At 44.7% G+C, this 20925-nt stretch carries 21 protein-coding genes; 8 read left to right on the top strand and 13 right to left on the bottom strand.

Annotated elements, in window-relative coordinates:
* The 7 genes from L4B77_RS16410 to radC all read right to left on the bottom strand — a co-directional run.
* The coding region (locus tag L4B77_RS16410) for a hypothetical protein (protein ID WP_429751753.1) at positions 1 to 274 on the bottom strand (274 nt) is incomplete at its 3' end.
* 14 nt (positions 275 to 288) lie between these two features.
* A complete protein-coding gene (locus L4B77_RS16405) occupies positions 289 to 1293 on the bottom strand; it encodes an NAD-dependent epimerase (protein WP_429751751.1) in 1005 nt (334 codons plus the stop codon).
* Positions 1294 to 1384: 91 nt separating this feature from the next.
* Positions 1385 to 2194 (bottom strand): bifunctional DNA-formamidopyrimidine glycosylase/DNA-(apurinic or apyrimidinic site) lyase, encoded by an 810-nt coding sequence (gene mutM, locus L4B77_RS16400; protein ID WP_261838617.1) that lies wholly within the window; start codon positions 2192 to 2194, stop codon positions 1385 to 1387.
* 2 nt (positions 2195 to 2196) lie between these two features.
* A complete protein-coding gene (locus L4B77_RS16395; RefSeq protein WP_429751749.1) occupies positions 2197 to 2721 on the bottom strand; it encodes a hypothetical protein in 525 nt (174 codons plus the stop codon).
* A 266-nt stretch (positions 2722 to 2987) separates the two neighbouring features.
* A complete protein-coding gene (gene rpmG / locus L4B77_RS16390; protein WP_002535344.1) occupies positions 2988 to 3155 on the bottom strand; it encodes a 50S ribosomal protein L33 in 168 nt (55 codons plus the stop codon).
* A 13-nt stretch (positions 3156 to 3168) separates the two neighbouring features.
* Positions 3169 to 3405, bottom strand: a complete 237-nt coding sequence (rpmB, locus tag L4B77_RS16385; protein WP_004728407.1) for a 50S ribosomal protein L28 — start codon at positions 3403 to 3405, stop codon at positions 3169 to 3171.
* A gap of 291 nt (positions 3406 to 3696) precedes the next feature.
* Positions 3697 to 4371 (bottom strand): RadC family protein, encoded by a 675-nt coding sequence (radC, locus tag L4B77_RS16380; RefSeq protein ID WP_372039679.1) that lies wholly within the window; start codon positions 4369 to 4371, stop codon positions 3697 to 3699.
* A gap of 225 nt (positions 4372 to 4596) precedes the next feature.
* On the opposite strand from radC, the gene coaBC reads away from it, so the two are divergent.
* The 3 genes from coaBC (at position 4597) to lpxL (ending at position 7572) form a co-directional block, all read left to right on the top strand.
* The gene (coaBC, locus tag L4B77_RS16375; RefSeq protein WP_429751746.1) at positions 4597 to 5838 is read left to right on the top strand and encodes a bifunctional phosphopantothenoylcysteine decarboxylase/phosphopantothenate--cysteine ligase CoaBC; all 1242 of its coding nucleotides are present in this window, start codon (positions 4597 to 4599) and stop codon (positions 5836 to 5838) included.
* A gap of 138 nt (positions 5839 to 5976) precedes the next feature.
* Positions 5977 to 6567, top strand: a complete 591-nt coding sequence (gene slmA, locus L4B77_RS16370) for a nucleoid occlusion factor SlmA (RefSeq protein ID WP_372039676.1) — start codon at positions 5977 to 5979, stop codon at positions 6565 to 6567.
* A 24-nt stretch (positions 6568 to 6591) separates the two neighbouring features.
* Positions 6592 to 7572, top strand: coding sequence for an LpxL/LpxP family Kdo(2)-lipid IV(A) lauroyl/palmitoleoyl acyltransferase (gene lpxL / locus L4B77_RS16365; protein ID WP_429751743.1), 981 nt, complete (start codon positions 6592 to 6594; stop codon positions 7570 to 7572).
* Positions 7573 to 7663: 91 nt separating this feature from the next.
* On the opposite strand, the gene pyrE is transcribed toward lpxL, so the two are convergent.
* Together pyrE and rph are read right to left on the bottom strand one after the other, a co-directional pair.
* On the bottom strand, positions 7664 to 8305 hold the full coding sequence (gene pyrE, locus L4B77_RS16360; RefSeq protein WP_429751741.1) for an orotate phosphoribosyltransferase: 642 nt from the start codon (positions 8303 to 8305) through the stop codon (positions 7664 to 7666).
* A gap of 232 nt (positions 8306 to 8537) precedes the next feature.
* A complete protein-coding gene (rph, locus tag L4B77_RS16355) occupies positions 8538 to 9254 on the bottom strand; it encodes a ribonuclease PH (RefSeq protein WP_261838610.1) in 717 nt (238 codons plus the stop codon).
* Positions 9255 to 9468: 214 nt separating this feature from the next.
* Between rph and L4B77_RS16350 the strand changes: the two genes are divergently transcribed.
* Together L4B77_RS16350 and L4B77_RS16345 are read left to right on the top strand one after the other, a co-directional pair.
* A complete protein-coding gene (locus L4B77_RS16350) occupies positions 9469 to 10335 on the top strand; it encodes a YicC/YloC family endoribonuclease (protein WP_429751738.1) in 867 nt (288 codons plus the stop codon).
* A 235-nt stretch (positions 10336 to 10570) separates the two neighbouring features.
* Positions 10571 to 11788, top strand: a complete 1218-nt coding sequence (locus L4B77_RS16345) for a tyrosine-type recombinase/integrase (RefSeq protein WP_429751736.1) — start codon at positions 10571 to 10573, stop codon at positions 11786 to 11788.
* A 240-nt stretch (positions 11789 to 12028) separates the two neighbouring features.
* On the opposite strand, the gene L4B77_RS16340 is transcribed toward L4B77_RS16345, so the two are convergent.
* Entirely contained in the window at positions 12029 to 12775 is a 747-nt protein-coding gene (locus tag L4B77_RS16340) for a sulfite exporter TauE/SafE family protein (RefSeq protein ID WP_429751734.1), read from the bottom strand.
* Between the two features lie 52 nt (positions 12776 to 12827).
* Positions 12828 to 13718, bottom strand: coding sequence for a TIM barrel protein (locus tag L4B77_RS16335; protein ID WP_429751732.1), 891 nt, complete (start codon positions 13716 to 13718; stop codon positions 12828 to 12830).
* Between the two features lie 250 nt (positions 13719 to 13968).
* On the opposite strand from L4B77_RS16335, the gene L4B77_RS16330 reads away from it, so the two are divergent.
* The 3 genes from L4B77_RS16330 to L4B77_RS16320 all read left to right on the top strand — a co-directional run bounded on the left by L4B77_RS16330 (position 13969) and on the right by L4B77_RS16320 (position 16700).
* Positions 13969 to 15177 carry an acetyl-CoA C-acetyltransferase gene (locus tag L4B77_RS16330; RefSeq protein WP_050633221.1) on the top strand — a complete coding sequence of 403 codons (1209 nt, stop codon included), beginning with the start codon at positions 13969 to 13971 and terminating at the stop codon, positions 15175 to 15177.
* Positions 15178 to 15312: 135 nt separating this feature from the next.
* Complete coding sequence (locus L4B77_RS16325; protein WP_429751730.1) at positions 15313 to 15969, top strand: CoA transferase subunit A; 657 nt, start codon at positions 15313 to 15315, stop codon at positions 15967 to 15969.
* Positions 15969 to 16700, top strand: a complete 732-nt coding sequence (locus tag L4B77_RS16320; RefSeq protein ID WP_394609918.1) for a 3-oxoacid CoA-transferase subunit B — start codon at positions 15969 to 15971, stop codon at positions 16698 to 16700. Before L4B77_RS16325 ends, L4B77_RS16320 begins: the two co-directional genes overlap by 1 nt.
* A 260-nt stretch (positions 16701 to 16960) precedes the next feature.
* Here L4B77_RS16320 and L4B77_RS16315 read toward each other — a convergent pair whose 3' ends face one another.
* Together L4B77_RS16315 and L4B77_RS16310 are read right to left on the bottom strand one after the other, a co-directional pair.
* Positions 16961 to 18469: a CoA-acylating methylmalonate-semialdehyde dehydrogenase gene (locus L4B77_RS16315; protein WP_429751727.1), complete on the bottom strand. Its 1509-nt coding sequence runs from the start codon at positions 18467 to 18469 to the stop codon at positions 16961 to 16963.
* 11 nt (positions 18470 to 18480) lie between these two features.
* A complete protein-coding gene (locus L4B77_RS16310) occupies positions 18481 to 20460 on the bottom strand; it encodes a bifunctional 5-dehydro-2-deoxygluconokinase/5-dehydro-2-deoxyphosphogluconate aldolase (RefSeq protein WP_394609920.1) in 1980 nt (659 codons plus the stop codon).
* Positions 20461 to 20925 lie beyond the last annotated feature (465 nt).

Below are 20925 nucleotides of genomic sequence, written 5' to 3'. Positions count from 1 at the left end.
CATAGAATGTATTGTTATCGCCTGATATTTTTATATCTACTCTACCAGAAAAGCCTGCTTCAAAAATAACTTTATTACCTTTTGAACGCTTTCTTATATCGATCAATACCTTTGATTTAGAGGCTAACTTTTCAATAGATATACAGTTACCATCAACACCTTTAAAAAGCACACAACCTCGCCTAAAAAACTGCTTTACAGCAAGACAACAAAGGGACATGACAGAGCGACCTTGAATAGCAATGTCAAAATGTTCGATTGATTCTATTTTCATTACCTAGTTCAAACTCAAAGTTGATAATAACGACGGTACCAATCCGCGAAAGCTTTCGCTCCTTCTTGGATTTTAACTTGAGGCTTGTAGCCAACCGCTTCAAACAGATCTTCAGTATCAGCATAAGTTGCGTACACATCACCCGGTTGCATTGGCATGAAGTTCTTTTTCGCTTCAACGCCTAGAGCACTTTCTAATGCTTCGATGTAATCCATCAATTTAACCGGGCTACCATGACCGATGTTAAACACGCGATACGGCGCAGAACTGGTCGCTGGTGAGCCTTGCTCTACCGTCCAATCTGGCTGCTTGGCTGGAATACGATCTTGAACACGAATGATACCTTCAACAATATCATCGATATAAGTGAAGTCGCGCATCATGTCGCCGTTGTTGTAAATGTCGATCTCTTTACCCGCTACAATTAAGTTCGCAAACTTGAACATCGCCATATCAGGGCGGCTCCAAGGACCGTAGACGGTAAAGAAACGAAGGCCTGTCGTCGGCACATCGTATAAATGAGAGTAGGTATGTGCCATTAGCTCATTCGACTTCTTAGTCGCGGCATACAATGAGATCGGGTGGTCAACACTGTCTGCTGTGTGGAATGGCATTTTCTGGTTCAAGCCATAAACAGAGCTTGATGAAGCGTAAACGAGGTGCTCAACCTTGTTATGGCGACAGCCTTCCAAAATCGCTAAGTGGCCAACAAGATTGCTATCAGCGTAGGCCATTGGGTTATCAATAGAATAGCGAACACCCGCTTGCGCCGCTAAATGAATGACACGGTCAAATTTTTGTTCAGCAAACAGCGTAGCCATGCCTTCTCTATCAGCAAGATCCAGCTCGATAAAGGTTAGGTTTTCATGTTCGATACGTTTTAGACGGTCATGCTTTAAAGAGACGTCGTAGTAGTCATTTAAGTTATCAATACCGACAACCTCATGGCCTGCTGCACATAGTCGCTCTGATACGGCAGAGCCAATAAACCCGGCAACGCCAGTTACTAAATATTTCATTCTGTTATTCTCAATTCATATCATTAGTGTCATTGTAGCGATTAGCCCGCCCATCAACTAGCGTAAAAAAGTGAACATAGGTTCAGTTTTTTTATACTTGGCACTCTTCACAGAAAAACGTGTTCCGTTGGCCTATTTTCAGCTCTTGAATCAGAGCTTCACAGTGAGGGCACTTTTCGCCGGCTTTACCATAAACTTGTAACTCTTGAGCAAAGTAACCCGGCTTGCCATCCGCTTGTGCGAAATCTTTCAGAGTTGTACCGCCTTGCTTGATGGCGTTAGCAAGCACTTGTTTGATCTCTTGGGTTAATAAGACCCACTCTTGTTTTGTCACTTTGCTTGCCGAGCGCAAAGGGTTGATGCGTGAAGCAAATAGCGCTTCGTTAGCGTAGATGTTCCCCACACCCACCACCACTTTATTGTCCATGATGAATGGCTTAACAGCAACTTTACGTTTCTCTGCCTTTTCAGCGATATAGTCTGCATTAAAGTCGTCAGTGAGCGGCTCAGGGCCAGAACCCAGTAAGACCGGGTGTATTTCGTCAGGAGCAGACCACAACCAAGCACCGAAACGACGTGGGTCATTGTAGCGTAAGACTTTACCGTTAGTGAGCGTAAGATCCACGTGATCGTGCTTTGCTGCTGGGAAGTCAGCATCTAATACGCGCAGTGAGCCCGACATGCCGAGGTGAACAATGGCCGTGCCTGTATCTGTCTCAATCAATAGGTACTTTGCGCGACGTGAGATAGAACGAATCACCTGACCTTCTAGCTTTTTAAGCTCTTGTGGGATATCCCAACGCAGCTTTGGGGTGCGAAAGGTAAGCGTTTTAATGGTCTCGCCGACTAAATGAGGCGAGATCCCCATACGGCTTACTTCGACTTCGGGTAATTCAGGCATAGTTAGTCGTCCAATATCAAGGAATTGTCTGAGCTAAGGTTTGGAAACAAGTAGCTCTTTTCAATAGACACCGCCAACCACTGATTATTCCAGTTTTTTAACAACCAGAACTCAGGCAATTGATAATAGGTAATACGCTGAGGCTCTTCTTGATGCTGATACCATACTTCAATAGTGTGTGGCGTATTAAGCTGAGGAGCCAGCTCGCTATAAGTTTTCGAATCGACTTCAGTACCTATAAGCTGTTGCCAGCGTTGCAATAACTCGCGAGCACTCACGCTTTGCTTGTTACCCGACTCTTGCATTTGATAAACCCAATCACCGTCTTCTAATACGATAGACCATTTAGCGGCATGCAAGGCCTGAATTTCTGCGGTTGGGTTTAAGAGAAAAGGGTAAGGGCTACTGATTTGCTGTTCAGGTTCGATAAGGTACATTTTGATCAATGTGGGAAGGTTTAACACCCCAATAAAAACAATCACGCTTAACATGAGTATGTTGTTCCATCGGCGTCCACGATATCTCATCTGATTCTGCTCATCTAACTATTTGAGCGATCAGTATATCGTGAAAAGGGGGACACTTTCTATGATGGGTAGCCCTCGATTAAATCTAGACCCAATGTGTATGGCTGTTACCTATCAAGCGCAGTATCGAATCCACGACTGATGGGATTCACAGATATGTGATTAAAAAGGTTGAAACGACTCAAATTTTGAACATAAAAAAACCCAGCGATTAAGCTGGGTTTTTCAATTCTGTCTTCTACTGAAGAAGAGCAAAAAAGCATCAATTACTTGATTTTAGCTTCTTTGTACATAACGTGTTGGCGAACTACTGGATCAAACTTTTTGATCTCAAATTTGCCTGGCATGTTACGCTTGTTCTTATCAGTTGTGTAGAAGTGACCAGTACCTGCAGAAGATACTAGACGAATTTTCTCACGAATGCCTTTAGCCATTGCTTAATTCCTCTTAAACGTTTTCGCCGCGTGCACGGATATCAACAAGAACAGCATCGATGCCTTTCTTATCAATAATACGCATGCCTTTAGCAGTTAGACGTAGTTTAACAAAACGTTTTTCGCTCTCTACCCAGAAACGATGAGTTTGTAGGTTCGGCAGAAAACGGCGCTTAGTAGCATTGCGTGCGTGTGAACGGTTGTTACCCGTTACTGGACGCTTACCAGTTACTTGGCATACTCGGGACATGAATGTCTTCTCCAATCGTTTCAGCTCGATATCAACCTTGGTGGCCGAACCTCTCTATCAATTAAAATAGAAGGTAAAAACCGTTATGGAAAATCCATACAAGGCTATCAAAGGTCGCGCATTATACTAACTTGACACGCATTGCTCAAGACCCGAACAGATCCTTTTTACGGATTTCGTGATCTTTTTTTGTGCAGCGCAGCTTGCTTGAGTAATCAGAGCTGATTTTAAGTCTAAAAATGTGGGCGGAATAATAGCAGATTTAACGTAACTAACAACCTAAAATGTGATTCAAATCCATCCACGCTCTGCAAAAGAGACCACTTCACCATCTCCAATGACAAAATGGTCGAGAATTCGGATGTCCACCAGCGCTAAGGCGTCGGTTAATCGTCGTGTAATTCGCCTATCTGCGGGGCTAGGCTCTGCAACACCAGAGGGATGGTTATGCGCTAGAATTAATGCCGCTGCATTATGATGAAGTGCCCGTTTCACGACTTCTCTAGGGTAAACCGACGCCGCATCGATGGTTCCTTCAAACATCACTTCATCCTTTATTACCCTATTTTGATTATCGAGGAACAGTATATAGAAGGCTTCTCGCTGGCGATCACGCAACATACTCGAAAGATAGAGCTTGGTATGACTTGGGTTGGTTAATGCATCTCCTCGAGATAACGTTTCCGCTAGATAGCGCTGCGTCATCTCCAAAACCGCCTGCAATTGAACATATTTAGCCTGCCCCATCCCTTTATGAGCACAGAACTCGGTCTCGGTTGCAGAAAACAGGTGGCGAAGTGACCCAAAATCTTTGATCAACTTATCAGACAGCTCTAACACGTTCATTCCTTGTGTACCGGTTCGAAGAAATATCGCTAACAATTCGGCGTCACTCAAAGAATCAGCGCCTCGACTCAATAACTTTTCTCTCGGCATCGATTCAAGCGGTATTTTATTTATCGGCATATAAAAGCTCGTCCGTTGGTCATAAACACGATCCTCTAGCCTAGTTTGTTTATGACCGCCGCACGGCCAGAACAATATAAAGAACACGAATGTCTAACAAAAAGATGTAATTGATAAGTTTGATAACACCAACTTGATGAGTGTCAACGCTGTTCACGCTCTGCTTCTAGGCACTAATCCTTTGTTCTGATATCGTTAGTCTCAGAGAAATTAAGGAACAGAATCATGCAAACATTAGGTAATCAACTGAGTAGCGCTGACCAACAAGGCCTAGCAGGAAAAAAAATCCTCCTTGGTATTAGTGGTGGTATCGCTGCGTATAAATGTGCCGAACTGACTCGACGCCTGATTGAGCGTGGGGCACAGGTGCAAGTCGTGATGACGAATGCCGCCAAAGAGTTCATCACTCCGCTGACCATGCAAGCCGTCTCTGGAAGGCCAGTGTCTGATAGTTTGCTTGATCCTGCCGCGGAAGCTTCGATGGGGCACATTGAACTGGCGAAATGGGCTGATCTGGTCTTATTAGCGCCCGCAACGGCAGATCTGATTGCGCGCATGACAGCAGGCATGGGGAATGACCTACTGACGACTTTGGTTTTAGCGACCGATGCGCCAGTTGCGGTATCTCCAGCAATGAACCAACAAATGTACCGTCATCCTGCCACTCAAGAGAACATCGCAACGCTAAAACGTCGTGGTTGTGAGATATGGGGCCCCGCGGCTGGCGAACAAGCCTGTGGGGATGTAGGAATGGGACGCATGTTAGAGCCGATGCAGCTCGTGCATCGTTGTGAAGACTTCTTCCAGCCTAAGCCTTTAACTGGCCGTTCAGTCTTAATAACTGCGGGACCGACGCGTGAAGCTATCGACCCTGTGCGCTACATTACCAACCACAGCTCAGGGAAAATGGGCTATGCATTGGCTGAAGCGGCTGCGAAACAAGGCGCAACGGTGACTCTAATCAGTGGCCCGGTAACATTAGCGACACCAAACAAGGTTAATCGTATTGATGTAGACAGCGCGCAACAGATGTTTGACGTCGTTAGTTCCCATGCTGCTCAACACGATATTTTCATCAGTTGCGCCGCGGTTGCCGATTATCGCCCAGAGACCATCGCAGACCAAAAGCTTAAAAAGGTCGATGGCAAAGATGACATGACCATTCAGATGGTGAAGAACCCTGATATCGTCGCTTCTGTCGCTTCAATGAACGAAGACCGCCCATTTACCGTCGGCTTCGCCGCTGAAACGCAAGATGTTGAGAAATACGCGCGCGGCAAACTGGAAAGAAAGAACCTCGACATGATTTGCGCCAACGATGTCTCTGTCGAAGGCCAAGGCTTTAACAGTAGCCGTAATCAATTGCACCTTTACTGGAAAGACGGCGATAAATCCTTACCACTGGAGAGTAAGTACACACTCAGCCTTCAGATCCTCGACCAAATCCAGCAGCTTATTGATGTGTAAACGCACAATGTGACGCTAACAATATACTGACACCTCTCGATTCTGTTGACCTAGCGCTTACAAAACTAGGAACAGAATCGAATGGTGTTTATAATCCTGCTTCACTCAATCCTCATCTTTAGGAAAGGAAGTAAATAGATGGCTGGTACTCGAAAATCAAACCGTCGTGAAGAAATCCTGCAAGCTCTGGCACAAATGTTAGAGTCAACGGAAGGGGCTTCTCGTATCACAACGGTAAAATTGGCTAAGCAAGTCGGCGTATCTGAAGCTGCGTTATACCGCCACTTCCCAAGTAAAGCCCGCATGTTTGAAGGCCTGATCGAGTTCATTGAAGATGCATTGATATCTCGAATCAACCGTATTCTTGATGAAGAAAAAGACACTCTTGAACGTATCCGCCTCGTCATGCAATTGATCTTGGTCTTTTCTGAGCGCAACCCAGGCTTGACTCGTATTTTATCTGGCCATGCTCTAATGTTTGAAAATGAGCGTCTGCGTGAACGAATCAATCAACTTTTTGAGCGTATTGAAACTCAGCTGCGCCAAATTCTTCGTGAAAGAAAACTGCGCGAAGCGAAATCATTCCCAGTTGATGAGAAGATTTTAGCCGCTCAACTGCTCGGTCAAGTTGAAGGCAGTCTCAATCGATTTGTGCGTTCTGACTTCAAATATCAACCGACAGAAAATTTTGATGCTTATTGGGCTCTACTAAGTGCTCAAATTAAGTAATCCCCCACTCTTAAGTGATAGGTTATGACGACGAAAACTTCTCCGGCTAGCAACACGACACAACTCGCGATGACTAAGCCACCTTTTACTCTGGCACTGCTCCACCCTAAATATTGGGGCGTTTGGCTTGGCTTTGGTTTATTGGCACTTATCGTTAACGTGCTGCCTTATAAGATACTGTTTCTGTTAGGGCGATCATTGGGAGTCCTCGGGACTCTCTTTGCCAAAAAGCGCGTGGCCGTGGCAACCCGAAATTTAGAACTCGCGTTCCCAGACAAGTCATCCGACGAAGTGGCTGCGATGGCCAGTGAAAATTTAAAAAATACCGGTATGGCGCTGATCGAAACCGGCATTACATGGTTTTGGCCAACTTGGCGCTTCCAAAGGCTCCTCATCGATAAAGACACCCAAGCGCTTCGTACTCACAGAGCCAATGGTAAAGGCGTTCTTCTGTGTTGTGTGCACGCCTTGAACCTAGAGATCACCGCGCGAGCAATGGCTGTTCTCGGTATTTCTGGATTAGGTGTTTATCGCCCACACAGCAACCCAGCATATGAATTCATTCAACACCGCGGCCGAACTCAAAATGGCAATCGTCTTATTCACAGAAAAGATGTCAAACTCATGATTCGAATGCTGCGCCAAGGGGAGACCCTGTGGTATTTACCTGATCATGATTACGGCCGGAACAAGTCTGTATTTGTTCCTTTCTTCGCGGTACCGGATGCCTGCACCACAACGGGCACTAGCATTCTGGCTTACACTAGCCGATGTGCGCTTGTTCCCGGCTCCGGATTTAGAAATGCAGAGGGCCAATATGAAATCATGGCCGACGAATCAATCGAAGAAAACTATCCACAAAAAGACAGCAAAGCTGCGGCTGCCTATATAAACCGCTATCTTGAGAAGGTTATCTTAAGGGCGCCAGAGCAATGGATGTGGCTACACAAGCGCTTCAAAACCATGGAAGACCCTGACGTTGAACGCGGTATTCGCTACAAATAAGTGAGCCTTGCTCTACCCCGTAATATTTAAGTCAAAAAAAGGCCCGAAAGATAGTCATCTCTCGGGCCTGTTTGCTTTTGCCGTTTGGCAATTAGATGCCGTATTGAGCGCGGTACGCTTTTACTGACTCTAAATGTGCTGCGTCTGTGCCTTTCTCTTCAAGGAAAGTCACCAGATCAGTCAGGCTAACAATTGAGATAATTGCACAGCCGAAATCACGCTCTACTTCTTGGATCGCAGACAATTCACCTTTGCCTTTTTCTTGGCGGTCAATCGCAACCAGCACACCCGCTAAGTCAGCGCCGTTTGCTTGAATGATTTCCATCGACTCACGGATCGCCGTACCAGCAGTGATCACGTCATCCACTAACATGATGCGGCCTTCAAGTTCGCTACCAACAAGATTGCCACCTTCACCGTGGTTCTTCGCTTCTTTGCGGTTGAAACAGTAAGGCGTGTCCACATCGTGGTGATCCGCTAAGGCAACCGCCGTTGTTGTCGCGATTGGGATACCTTTGTATGCAGGGCCAAATAGCACATCGAACTCAATGCCTGAATCCGCTAATGCAGCGGCATAGAAACGACCTAAGCGTGCTAGGTCACTACCGGTATTAAACAATCCAGCATTGAAGAAGTAAGGGCTCTTACGGCCAGACTTTAAAGTAAATTCACCAAACTTAAGGACTTCTTTCTCTAGTGCAAATTCAATAAATTCACGTTGATATGCTTTCATGTTTTTCCTCTAAATTAATTTACTTTCCAGTTCCTAACTTCCAATCGCTCAGGAAGCTAACAATGATGTATTTTCTAAATAGATAGCTCTACAACAAGGCAGCAAGGTTTTTCAGCCCTATGAGCATAGGGGACCTATGTGATTAGGGTGAAAAATTGCAGCTAACGCGGGTGTAGAGTTATATATGACGAAAATAAAAAAATAGCCCCTTAAAAAAGGAGCTATCTAATAATTATTCTGCTAACGCCGACTTCTGCGCTTCAACAATATCAGCAATACCCTTATTCGCCAGGGCTAAAAGCTGCATCAGCTCTTCGTGGCTGAACGGTTCGCCTTCTGCGGTGCCTTGAATCTCAATCATCTTACCGTCTTCCGTCATGACAACGTTCATATCGGTATCGGCTGCTGAGTCTTCAACGTACTCAAGGTCACACAGTGCTTGTTCACCAACAATACCCACAGAAACTGCCGCTACGTGGCCTTTCATTGGATTCTTTTTCAGTTTACCGCTTGCCAGAAGAGTGCTGATAGCATCCGCCATTGCAACGCTGGCACCTGAGATAGACGCAGTACGAGTACCGCCGTCAGCTTGGATAACATCACAATCGACAGTGATCATGATTTCACCCATAACTTTCAGGTCAACAACAGCACGTAGGCTACGCGCGATCAGACGTTGGATTTCCATCGTACGACCCCCTTGCTTGCCGCTCGCCGCTTCACGACGGTTACGAGTGTGCGTTGCACGTGGCAGCATGCCGTATTCAGCCGTTACCCAACCCTTTCCTTGACCTTTTAACCAACGCGGCACGTTTTCTTCTACCGTCGCATTACATAGAACTTTAGTGTTGCCGAACTCAACTAATACCGAACCTTCAGCATAAGCTGTGTAGTTACGAGTAATTTTAATTGGACGAATTTGATCTACAGCGCGGTCATTTGGACGCATCGGTATCTACCTTATTAACAGTCTGAAGTGATTAACTATCGAAAGAGTGCATCACCTAAGAAAGGGGTGAGACAGTTTTGATTGGGGCAAGATTATATAGCAGTTTATCGTGCAAAGCTATCCATCATCAAAGGCGATAGACTTCGGGTACACCCCATACCGTGCTACTATGTGTGCGCGTTATTTTCAGAATGATAAAAGACAGGAAAATTCGATGATTTATAGTATGACCGCGTACGCACGCAAAGAAGTAAAAGGCGATTGGGGCAGCGCAGTATGGGAGATCCGTAGTGTTAACCAACGCTACCTAGAAACTTACTTTCGCATGCCTGAACAGTTCCGTGGTTTAGAGCCAATCCTACGTGAGCGTTTCCGTAAGCGTCTCGCACGCGGTAAGGTTGAATGTAACCTACGCTTTGAAGCAAATCCGGCTGCGAAGGGCGAACTCTGCATTAACGAAGGTTTGGCACAACAAGTCATAAATGCCGCTAACCAAGTCATGACGATGACGGGTGAAAACAGCCGTTTGAACCCATTCCAAATCATGAACTGGCCTGGCGTGATGGAAACACCCGAGCAAGACATGGATGCCATCAACAAAGACCTACTTGAAGCGTTCAACGATGCCATTACAGAATTCATCGATGCTCGTGCTCGTGAAGGTGAGAACATGAAGGCGCTTATTGTACAGCGCTTAGATGCAATCACAGCAGAAGTCGTGAAAGTTCGTGCACGCATGCCTGAAATCCTAGAGTGGCAACGTGAACGTCTACTCAATAAATTTGAAGATGCGAAAATTGAACTGGAAGGTTCTCGTGTTGAACAAGAGCTTATCTTGCTAGCACAGAAGTCAGACGTAGCAGAAGAGCTAGACCGTCTAGACTCTCACGTGAAAGAAGCAAATGTCGTATTGAAGAAAGGTGGCGCTTGTGGCCGTAAGCTAGACTTCATGATGCAAGAGTTCAACCGCGAATCAAACACGCTAGCGTCTAAGTCTATCAGCACAGACATCACCGCATCGGGCGTCGAGCTTAAAGTTATTATCGAACAGATGCGTGAGCAAATTCAAAATATAGAATAGATTCCCTTACACTCCACTCACTTCCACAAAGCCCTTATTTATAAGGGCTTTGTTATTTTCACAATCCATATACATCCATAAAATTCATCAACAGCCACGAACAAACGGGGAGTATCGTGGGTAGCACTTTGCTATTTACTCCCCACCGTAGTATAAATATCACAACATACTCCCCACTTATGGAGGGTGATGTAATGATAACTTCGATTAGAGCTATAAATTCAAGGAGATAGAGATGAGTAATCTCACTGTCAACCAAGTTAAGGCGATAGTAAAAGACCAAAAAACAGGTCGTCATGCCGATGGTGATGGTTTCTATCTAATGATTCCTAGAATAGGTCGACCATACTGGATGCTAAGGTACACCCTTTTTAAGAAAAGAAAGGAGGTGACTATTGGCAAGGTCGATGAGCTTTCTCTTGCAGATGCAAGGTTGAAAGCATCTGAGCTTCGAAAGCAAATAAGCGAAGGGATTAACCCAATTGCAGAAAGAAAACGGAGTAAGCAAGCCGATATACAAATAATCGATGATCTCTTCGAAGACTGGTACAAGGATTTGTCCAAAAGGCTCAAGCACCCCAATATACCTAAGCGTATCTATCAGAAAGAGATCTCTCCACAAATTGGTCAATACACGTTGAAACGTGTTACACCTTTAGATATCCGCAACATCATCCAAATAGTCGCTGACAGTGGCCGTCCAACCACAGCTAACGACACGCTAATGTACTGCAAGCAGCTTTTTAAACACGGTATGAAGATTGGTGTTATTGAGTCTAACCCTGCACTAGCATTTTCTAACTATGATGCTGGTGGTATTGAAGAGAGCCGAGATCGGGTCTTAGAACTGGAAGAGATTAAACATGTTTTTTCGGTCTTCAACCAAAACATTTATAGCTTCAATAGAGACAACTACCTAGCTTGTGCTCTGCTTCTTTGTCTTGGCGTTCGTAAATCAGAGCTAACAGAAGCAAAGTGGACTGAGTTCGATCTAGATAATGCTTTATGGCACCTACCAGCGGAGCGAAGCAAATCTGGGACAGGTTTCACTATTCCGCTTCCGGAGCTGTGCATACAGTGGTTTAAAGAACTGTATATGCGAGCTTGTGGTTCGGAATACGTCTTCCCTAACAGAAGAGAAAGCAAAGTACCGCACATGGGTAAAGACACATTGAACAGAGCTATTTCAAAGCTATTTGGTCGAGAGCCCGGTCGTAAGGTACAACCACCAAATAAAATGGGGGATATCAAACACTTTGCGGTTCACGATCTACGTCGCACCTGCCGCAGCCTACTCGCTTCGGTAAAAGTTCCTAGCCATATCGCAGAGCGCTGTTTAAATCATAAGCTGAAAGGAGTCGAGGGTATCTATGATCGGTATGACTACTTGGAAGAGCGCAAAGAAGCACTGGAAAAAGTCACCGATCTGGTTAAGAGTCATATTGTCATTTAGACATAAGCAAAAAAAGAGGATGCCAGTGGCATCCTCTTTTTAAATGTGCGGACTCATACATAATCTAACAATTTTGATTTAGTAGTACGACAGAATCGCTTGGTGAGCAGTAACACGTTTCTGGACAATTCCGTGTCAGTAAGTTTGCTAAATTAGCATTCCATGAATAACTACAGGTATGGGAAAGTCGCTTTGCTTGGTGTCCAGTATTGATAGTGCGGGTTACAGTATTCTAAGTCATCAATTTAGCCCATCAACAGTCAGTTTCACTCCCGAGATAAAGAGAAATAGATAGCACAATCGATACACCCATATTTGATTAACGCGATGCAACAACCACACTCCTAACTTAACCCCAACAGGAGCGAGAGGCATTAAAATCAATGCCGTCATCATATTGATCGTATCGAATTCACCTAAGGCAGCATAAGGAACAAGTTTGGCTAAATTGACTAAGCCAAACAATACGGCCATGGTCGCTACCAAAACAACTTTATCAAGTTTCAATGGCAACATGTAAATACTTGCTGGCCCACCGCCCGCGTGAATCGCAGTGCTAGAAAAACCACTCAACGTGCTCCAAAACCACGCACTTATTTTTCCACCCGCTTTTTTCTCATCCACACCCAAGAGTAAATACTGACCGCAAAATAGCAGAGAAAGAAGCCCAATGAGTAACTTCAATCCAGCCTCAGGTGTAATACTCAGAAACAACCCTGCCAAGATGACGCCAACAACCGCCCCAGGAAGCATGTTCTTAATGACTGAATAATCAGCATTACGATAATGATGTTTTACCGCAAACACATCCATTACACACAATATTGGCAATAAGATGGCAGCAGCTTGAGTAGGTGCAATGGTTATTGCCATAAGGGGAACAGCAATAATACCTAGCGCACCGCCTAATCCCCCCTTGCCAATTCCATAAATCAACACGGCGGGAATCGCAGTCACATAAAACCAAGGCTCAGTCACAATGAGCATGTGCTGTACCCTTTGTTGAAAAAGGTTCTTTTAGCAATGCCATTCCTAACCATTAACCAAACCCTTTTTGACTCAAAAACAATCGACTGCGTTTGATATCGGCTAACGTTCCATCAGAATTTTGGGGATCACGCTCTTGTTCTATAGTGATCCAGTCTGAATAACCGATTTGATTGATAGCCAACAGTACTTCGGCATAATTGATCGCACCTTCACCGATAGGACACATCACTCCTTGTGCGCAAGCAGCCCAGAAACCTACCTTGCTTTCGATAACATCGGAAAACACGGCGTCATTGATATCCTTGAAATGAACATATTCTAATCGAGATGCGTACTCAATTAGGCTTTTCGCTGGATCCATGGCGGCATAATACAGATGACCAGTATCTAAACAGAGCCCAACCTCTTCACTCGATAAATCAACCAACATTCGGTCAATTTCATCACGGTACTCTATATAGCCACCAGCATGAGGATGAACGACAGGACGAATATCATAATGTTTCGCGATAGCAGCAATATCACGAATGGTTTGCATCATTATGTCCCAGAGCTGGTTGCCTAATCTTGGAGCTTCGTCACTCAATCCAGCGCATGCACTGCGCACATCATTTACACAATCAATCACGACCAGCTTTTTGCTGCCAATACGCTGAAGCATCGAGCATAAATCATGTGTTCGGTTCAAGATGCCCTCTTTATGCTCTAAAGATGAAAGCGGTTCAAAAAGTGTACCAGCACAGATCACCAAACCATTAGCTTTGATCGCCGTATTAACAAGCTCTCCCTCTAGAGGCATATATCCAAATGGGCCAAGCTCTATTCCTTGATATCCAGCAGCTTTACTTTCCACGACAACGGTATTCCATGATGGATTATGGACGTTAGTGGCAGACTCCACGCCCCAACAACAAGGTGCGCATGCAATTAAGCTATTCATGACTATTCTCCATTCGATTTAGCGTTAATTCGTAGAAATAACGCTCAAGTAATATACGCCAATTACTTGCAGCCTCATGTTGCATTTATGCAAACCGCGTTTCTACCAACGGCTATAACACCTCTTTCTCAGTGCCTTTAGAATGAATTCATCAACAAAGAATAACCGCACGCTGCGTTTTGTGTATTTACGAACTCTCAGCACCTCATTGAACTGTTAACTCAGCTTTACCTTGATACAGGATATTACGATGGAACCTATCTACATTGTAGCAGCGAAACGTACACCGATTGGCAGCTTCAACGGCGCACTATCTTCAGTTTCTGCACCCACACTAGGCGCTGCTGCAATTAAAGGTGCAATCAGTCAATGTCATATCGACCCTACGCTTATTGATGAAGTGATAGTCGGTAATGTACTCAGTGCTGGTATTGGTATGGGACCGGGGCGCCAAGCCTCAATTCAAGCCGGTATTCCAGAAACGGTCCCTGCATACACACTCAATATGATTTGTGGAAGTGGGATGAAAACGGTCATGGATGCGGCAAGTCATATCAAAGCGGGTGATGCTGAGATCGTTGTTGCCTGCGGAATGGAGAGCATGTCTCAAGCCCCATTTGTACAAACGCACAAAGTTAGAAGTGGCGTTCGTATGGGAAATATTTCGTTAGAAGACACCATCATTACCGATGGTTTAACCGATGCGTTTAATCAGTATCACATGGGTATCACTGCAGAAAACATTGCAGAATCCTTATCTATTTCACGTGAAGAGCAAGATGAGTTTGCACTCAAAAGTCAGCTAAACGCAGCAAGTGCACTAGAGAGCCACGGTTTTAGAAGTGAAATTGAACCAATAGAAGTATCGTTGCGTCGAAAACAATACACCGTCGAGCTTGATGAATATCCAAAGACCGATAGCACATCAGAGAGTCTTAGTCGTTTACGCCCAGCGTTTAAAAAAGATGGCACTGTTACAGCAGGAAATGCCTCGGGTATCAACGATGGTGCAGCCGCGATCATCTTGGCATCCAAATCAGCCGTGGAGCGATACCAACTAAAGCCGATGGCAGAAATCGTTAGCTACGCTCAAGCAGGTTTATCTCCGGAAATTATGGGGCTAGGTCCCGTTCCCGCGATCGCTAATGCACTGGAAAAGTCCAATCTTTCACTGCAAGACATCGAGTATTTTGAGCTTAATGAAGCCTTTGCAGCTCAAGCTATCGGCGTTACAAAGCAGCTCGCAGAGAAACACAACGTTGATCAAAGTTGGATCCTAGAACGCACAAACCATAACGGTGGTGCTATTGCTTTAGGTCATCCACTTGGTGCATCTGGGATCCGTATTCTTGTCAGCTTGGCGTATCAACTAGAGAGAAAGCAACAAGACTATGGCTTAGCATCTTTATGTATCGGTGGAGGCATGGGTACTGCCGTAATCATCAAACGTTGTTCGTAGCTAAGTACTATACGACAAAGTAAAAAACGAGCAAGTAAAAAACAAATAGCATGACTGCGTAAAAATTATCATCAGCAGTCATACCAAAAATTAAGTTAGACAAGGCGATGAGCCAACTCTGTATAGGGGCGAATTATGAGAAAAAAAATTAGTGCCAACGAGATTGCGGAAAAATTGCATGATGGGATGACCATAATGATTGGCGGCTTTATGGCAAATGGAGCACCAGAGGGCCTTATCGACCTACTACTCGAGCACAACATCCAAGACATCACACTAATTTCGACCGATACAGGGACTCAAACCACTGGTTCCGGTCGACTTATTGCAGCAAAACTCATCAAAAAACTCTATGCCTCTCACATTGGTACCAACCCAGAAACGGGGCACCAAATGAACAATCAAGAGCTAGATGTTGAACTGGTGCCACAAGGTACATTAGCCGAGCGTATTCGCGCAGGAGGCGCTGGACTTGGCGGCATTCTCACCCCAACAGGCCTTGGCACTATGGTGGCTGAGGGTAAACAAGTTATCAATATTGATGGGGAAGATTATTTACTAGAAAAACCTCTGCGCGCGGACCTTGCTTTTATACGCGGTTCAGTTGTCGATACCAAAGGAAATGTGTTTTACAAGAAAACCACTCAAAACTTCAATCCATTAATGGCGACCGCTGCCGACCTCGTGATTGTTGAAGCTGAAACAATTGTTCCACTTGGCGACATCGAACCAGAGTCGGTTCATACCCCAGGTCTATTTGTAGATTACGTCTATCAAAAGGAATCGAAATAATGACGGATATTATCTGTAAACCTCAACCTACTTATGGCGATACGCCTTTGGCGGGCAAGATTATCGACAAGACAGTTATACGTCGAAATATTGCTTGGAGAGTAGCTCAAGAACTGCATGACGGCGACGTCGTGAATTTGGGGATCGGCATGCCCTCTTTGGTTGCAAATGAAATTGACTCGGAAGTCGAGCTCATACTGCAATCTGAAAATGGATTACTCGGTATTGATACTATTGCTGACGACAGTAATACTGACGCCGATTTAGTCAACGCCGGTGGACAACCGATTACCGCAACCAAAGGCGCAAGCTATTTTAACAGTGCCGACTCCTTCACTATTATTCGAGGTGGTCATGTCGACGTAACGGTTCTCGGAGCATTGCAAGTCGATGAGCAAGGTAATCTTGCTAACTGGATTATCCCTGGGAAAATGGTCCCAGGGATGGGAGGCGCTATGGATCTAGTCGTAGGCGCGAAAAAAGTCATCGTTTCAATGGAGCACACGGCGAAAGGTAAACACAAGCTTCTTAAAACCTGCTCCCTGCCATTAACCGCACTTAATCAGGTCGACATGGTCATCACAGAGATGGGCGTGATATCCATTCATAACTCCCAAATGATATTGACGGAGATAGCCCCCGGCTACACGCCAGAAGAAGTGCAACAAGCAACAGAAGCAACCTTGATAATCCCGACACCTCTCAACATTATGCCACTTCCAAAACATTAGGTTTTCTAAATTGTAAACCGTGTTACTGCGTTTTTATTTGTTATGACTGCTCCACGTCATATTCGCCCATGCTGTAACAGTATGGGCTTTTTATTGTATTCTCGACGGCACCAAGGTAGTCGATTAAAAAGCACAGATCCTTTCGATTAATTAAATACATCAACCAATGCAATAACTGCGTGTCTTCCTCTTCTAATACAAAAAGCAGTAACCTAAATAGCTACTGCTTGTCGTGAAACTACCTAAAGAAATCGCTCCGACTACATAGTCGGAAAGTTAAAGCTGCTTGTGTGCTCTTCCAATCTCACGCTGGCAGGCCAGCGACTCGTGACAGTTTTCATTCTTGTATAAAAACGAACTCCATCATTACCGTGCATGTTTAAAGGCCCAAATATCGAACGCTTCCACCCACCAAAACTATGAAATGCCATTGGTACAGGAAGAGGAACATTGATACCTACCATCCCAGCCAATACCTCTTCTTGAAACTGACGCGCGGCCTCTCCATCACGAGTAAAAATAGCCGTACCATTGCCATACTCGTGTCGATTAATGAGGTCTAAACCTGTTGCGTAATTAGGCACTCGTACGATCACCAACACTGGACCAAAGATTTCCTCTTTGTAAATTGTCATCTCAGGAGAGACATGGTCAAACAAAGTCGGTCCTACAAAATACCCATCGTTGTGGCCTTCAACTTCAAGCGAACGTCCATCAACCAGAAGTGCAGCACCTTGCAACTCTCCCTCTGAAATATAATCACAGATTTTTTGTTTATGAGCAGCCGAAATAACAGGGCCCATATCATTTTCCGGTCCTTCCACAATCCCAGGTCCAACGCGCATAGACTGTATCTGCGTTTGTAATTTATCGGTTAAACGATCGGCCGTTTCATCCCCGACAGCAACCACCACAGATAGTGCCATACAACGTTCACCCGCAGCGCCATAAGCGGCTCCCATGATCGCTTGAGACGTCATATCTAGCTCTGCATCAGGCATCACTAAGCAGTGATTTTTTGCACCACCTAATGCTTGGCAACGCTTACCATGAGCAGAAGCCGTCGTATAGATGTACTCAGCAATCTGTGTAGAACCAACAAAGCTTACCGCTTGTACACGTTCATCGGTAAGCAATACATCCACCGCTTGTTTATCGCCATTTACCACGTTGAAGACACCCTTTGGTAACCCTGCCTCGTTAAGTAACAACGCCAGTTCGAGCGCCAGTGAAGGATCTTTTTCAGAAGGTTTCAAGACAAATGTATTGCCCGTAGCCAGTGCTACAGGGAACATCCACATAGGAACCATTGCAGGGAAATTAAATGGTGTGATGCCAACGCACACGCCCAATGGCTGCATTAATGAATGACTATCTATGCCAGTACCAACATTAGAAGAGTGCTCACCCTTTTGTAGGTGTGGGATACCACAAGCAAACTCAACCACTTCTAGCCCTCGAGCTAACTCCCCGACTGCATCTGAATAGACTTTCTCGTGCTCACTAGAGATCAGGCGCGCTAAACGGTCAAGATTAGCCTCCACTAAGGCTTTAAATGCAAATAGCACACGGGCTCGTTTCAATGGTGATGTTTTGGCCCAGCCCAGACTGGCCTGTTGAGCAGATTCGATCGCTTGTGCAGTTTGTTCTTTATTACTTAAAGCAACTTGCTTTGTTTGTTGGCCTGTTGCGGGGTCGAAAATCGGAGCGACACGTTCCGTTTGATATTCGCTTATTTCACCATTGATAAAATTAAATACAGTTTTCATAACTGAGTCCTTTAGTTGGAAATGAATGAAGGTGCGGCTTCTGATTTAAGACGAGATTGTGAAGATGGCTGACAAGATGTAGATACATTGCGTTGCTGCCACGCTCTAACCAAGATCGAATAGTTTGACTTGATTTGGCTAGTTAGCTCCTCATCATTAATATCATTCGCAAGCCACAAACTTGATGGCAATCCAAATATTGTTCGCCCAACCGCAAAACCTTTTACCAGCGGACAATTTGCTGCTGCATTAAAGCCGGCTTGTACCTCATCTAATGGCGCATCAAGCCCAAGAATCAAAATACCTCGACAATGTGGGTCATTGTCTTGTATCAACAACTCCACTTGTTTCCAGGACAATTCAGAAAGCGGCGGTAATTTCCACCAGTCAGGTTTAACACCAATGGAATAGAATTGATTCATCAGCGTGAGATACTGCTTATCCCCCAAAGTCATTCCCTTAGGTAAAATAACCTCTAGCAGCAATTCGTGACCCGATTGGCAACACGCGTCATAGACTTCTTTAACTGTCTTTTCTTGTGATAGACGCAAGGCAATGTCATCGTCTGGGTGGCAAAACACTAAACACTTCACCACATGTTCTAATGGCCAAGTACGCAACTGGCTGCCGATGTCACCATGCTCTAATTGCAAAGGTCTAGATCCTGGTTCTTCTATCGGTCGACCAATCCAAGTACCTGTACCGGTCGCAACATTAAGGACTTGCTGACCAAAAGTACCATCACAGAGCAGACCAAATTTTCCAGCCAGACTCTCTTCTTGGCTGACAGCTAACGAAGCCTTATAAATTAACTGTTTCAATATGGAAATACGGTCAAAAGCAGCACCTGCGTCTTTGGCCATTTGTTCAAACTGACTACGGTGATCGAATGCTAGAACACATAATTCATCCCACTGAGTTTGACGTGTCGTAACTCGGTGTAAATGGTTTAATTGACTGTCTTGATCTGGTCGTAATACATCTTGGGCACGAGCTAAATAGTTATCTAACTCTTCTTTAGTAGGCATCGCTGGTGCACAGCCATGACGTGATACCACTAATGCGCCACACGCGTTGGCATAAGCGCAAGCTTTCTCCCAACCTTCATCATTGAGGTAACCTCGTAGCAGGCCAGACATAAAGGCATCACCCGCACCAAGTACATTAAGAACATCCACTTTAACGCCTTCGACAGTTATGCCCTCATCCAGCGAATCAGGCACATCACCAGAAAAAACAGAACTACCCAACGCACCTCGCTTACACACGAGTTCAGCCTGGCACACAGATCGAACCGACTTTAGAGCGACAACTGAATTTGTGGAGCCGCCCGCAATATGAAACTCCTCTTCGGTACCAACAATAAGATCGAAAAGGGGTAACACTTTCTGAAGTTGATGCGTCACTTCAGCAGAATCGATATAGCGAGTTTCGCCATCGCCAAGGCTAGTTAATCCCCAAAGGACGGGTCGATAATCGATATCTAATGCAGTCTTCACACCATGCTTACGAGCGTATTTTAGGGCGAGTAATACCGCATCTCGGGTCTGTGGGTTTGAAAGGTGAGTACCTGTAATCGCTAAGCATCGTGCAGAGGCTATGTAAGATTCTGAAATATCGTCTACGCTGAGTGCCATGTCGGCACAATTATCACGGTAGAAAATTAATGGAAACGTCTCCTCATCTTTGATGCCTAACAATACTAAAGCCGTTAAACGATCACGATCGGTAATGAGATGGCGAGTATCAACCCCCACAGATTGCAACTCCTCACGAACAAATCGCCCCATATGCTCATCACCAACTCGAGCAAGCATTGACGATTTTAATCCAAGCCTTGCTGTCCCGTAAGCAACATTGCCTGATGATCCCCCTAGATACTTAGAGAACGACCCCATAGATTCTAATCGCGAGCCAATTTGTTGCCCATATAGGTCAACCGCCACTCTCCCCAGACAAATCAAATCCAGTTTTTTTTCTTCAAATTGCATATCCCATTCCTTGTAGACAAATTGGTTCGCTTATTCATTCAGCTTTCATCGAGTGCAGAGATCAAACTCTGTCGCCTCTGCAAACTAAAACTCAGCTAAGAGAAATAAATCCCGCCTATAGACTGCACCAGCCCTTTATATGAAATAAAAATTCCAAAATCAATTAAAAACGAAACATACAGTTCATTAAAGTGATCCAGTTTACATTTAATGTTGAAACTAGAGTTTAATCTCAGAAATTAAGAAAATTTCAGAAAATTTTTTTCACCAAATTTTTCACATCAACAATTTTAAAGCCTATATTTTTTTAACAATAAAAATCAATGACTTAGCGACCGAGAGAATGAGTGTTTAATTTTTAATCCGATTAAAATCAATTAGTTAAATAAATACCGACACAGCATAAAACTTAACAACCACAAGATCTATGTAACAATTATAACAATTGCGCAGTATATCTAATAG

Origin of the sequence: Vibrio minamisatsumaniensis (assembly GCF_050337445.1) — a bacterium.
GTDB classification, from domain to species: Bacteria; Pseudomonadota; Gammaproteobacteria; order Enterobacterales; family Vibrionaceae; genus Vibrio; species Vibrio artabrorum.
Note: the sequence above shows the minus strand (reverse complement) of the source record. Positions and strands in the feature narration are given on the sequence as shown.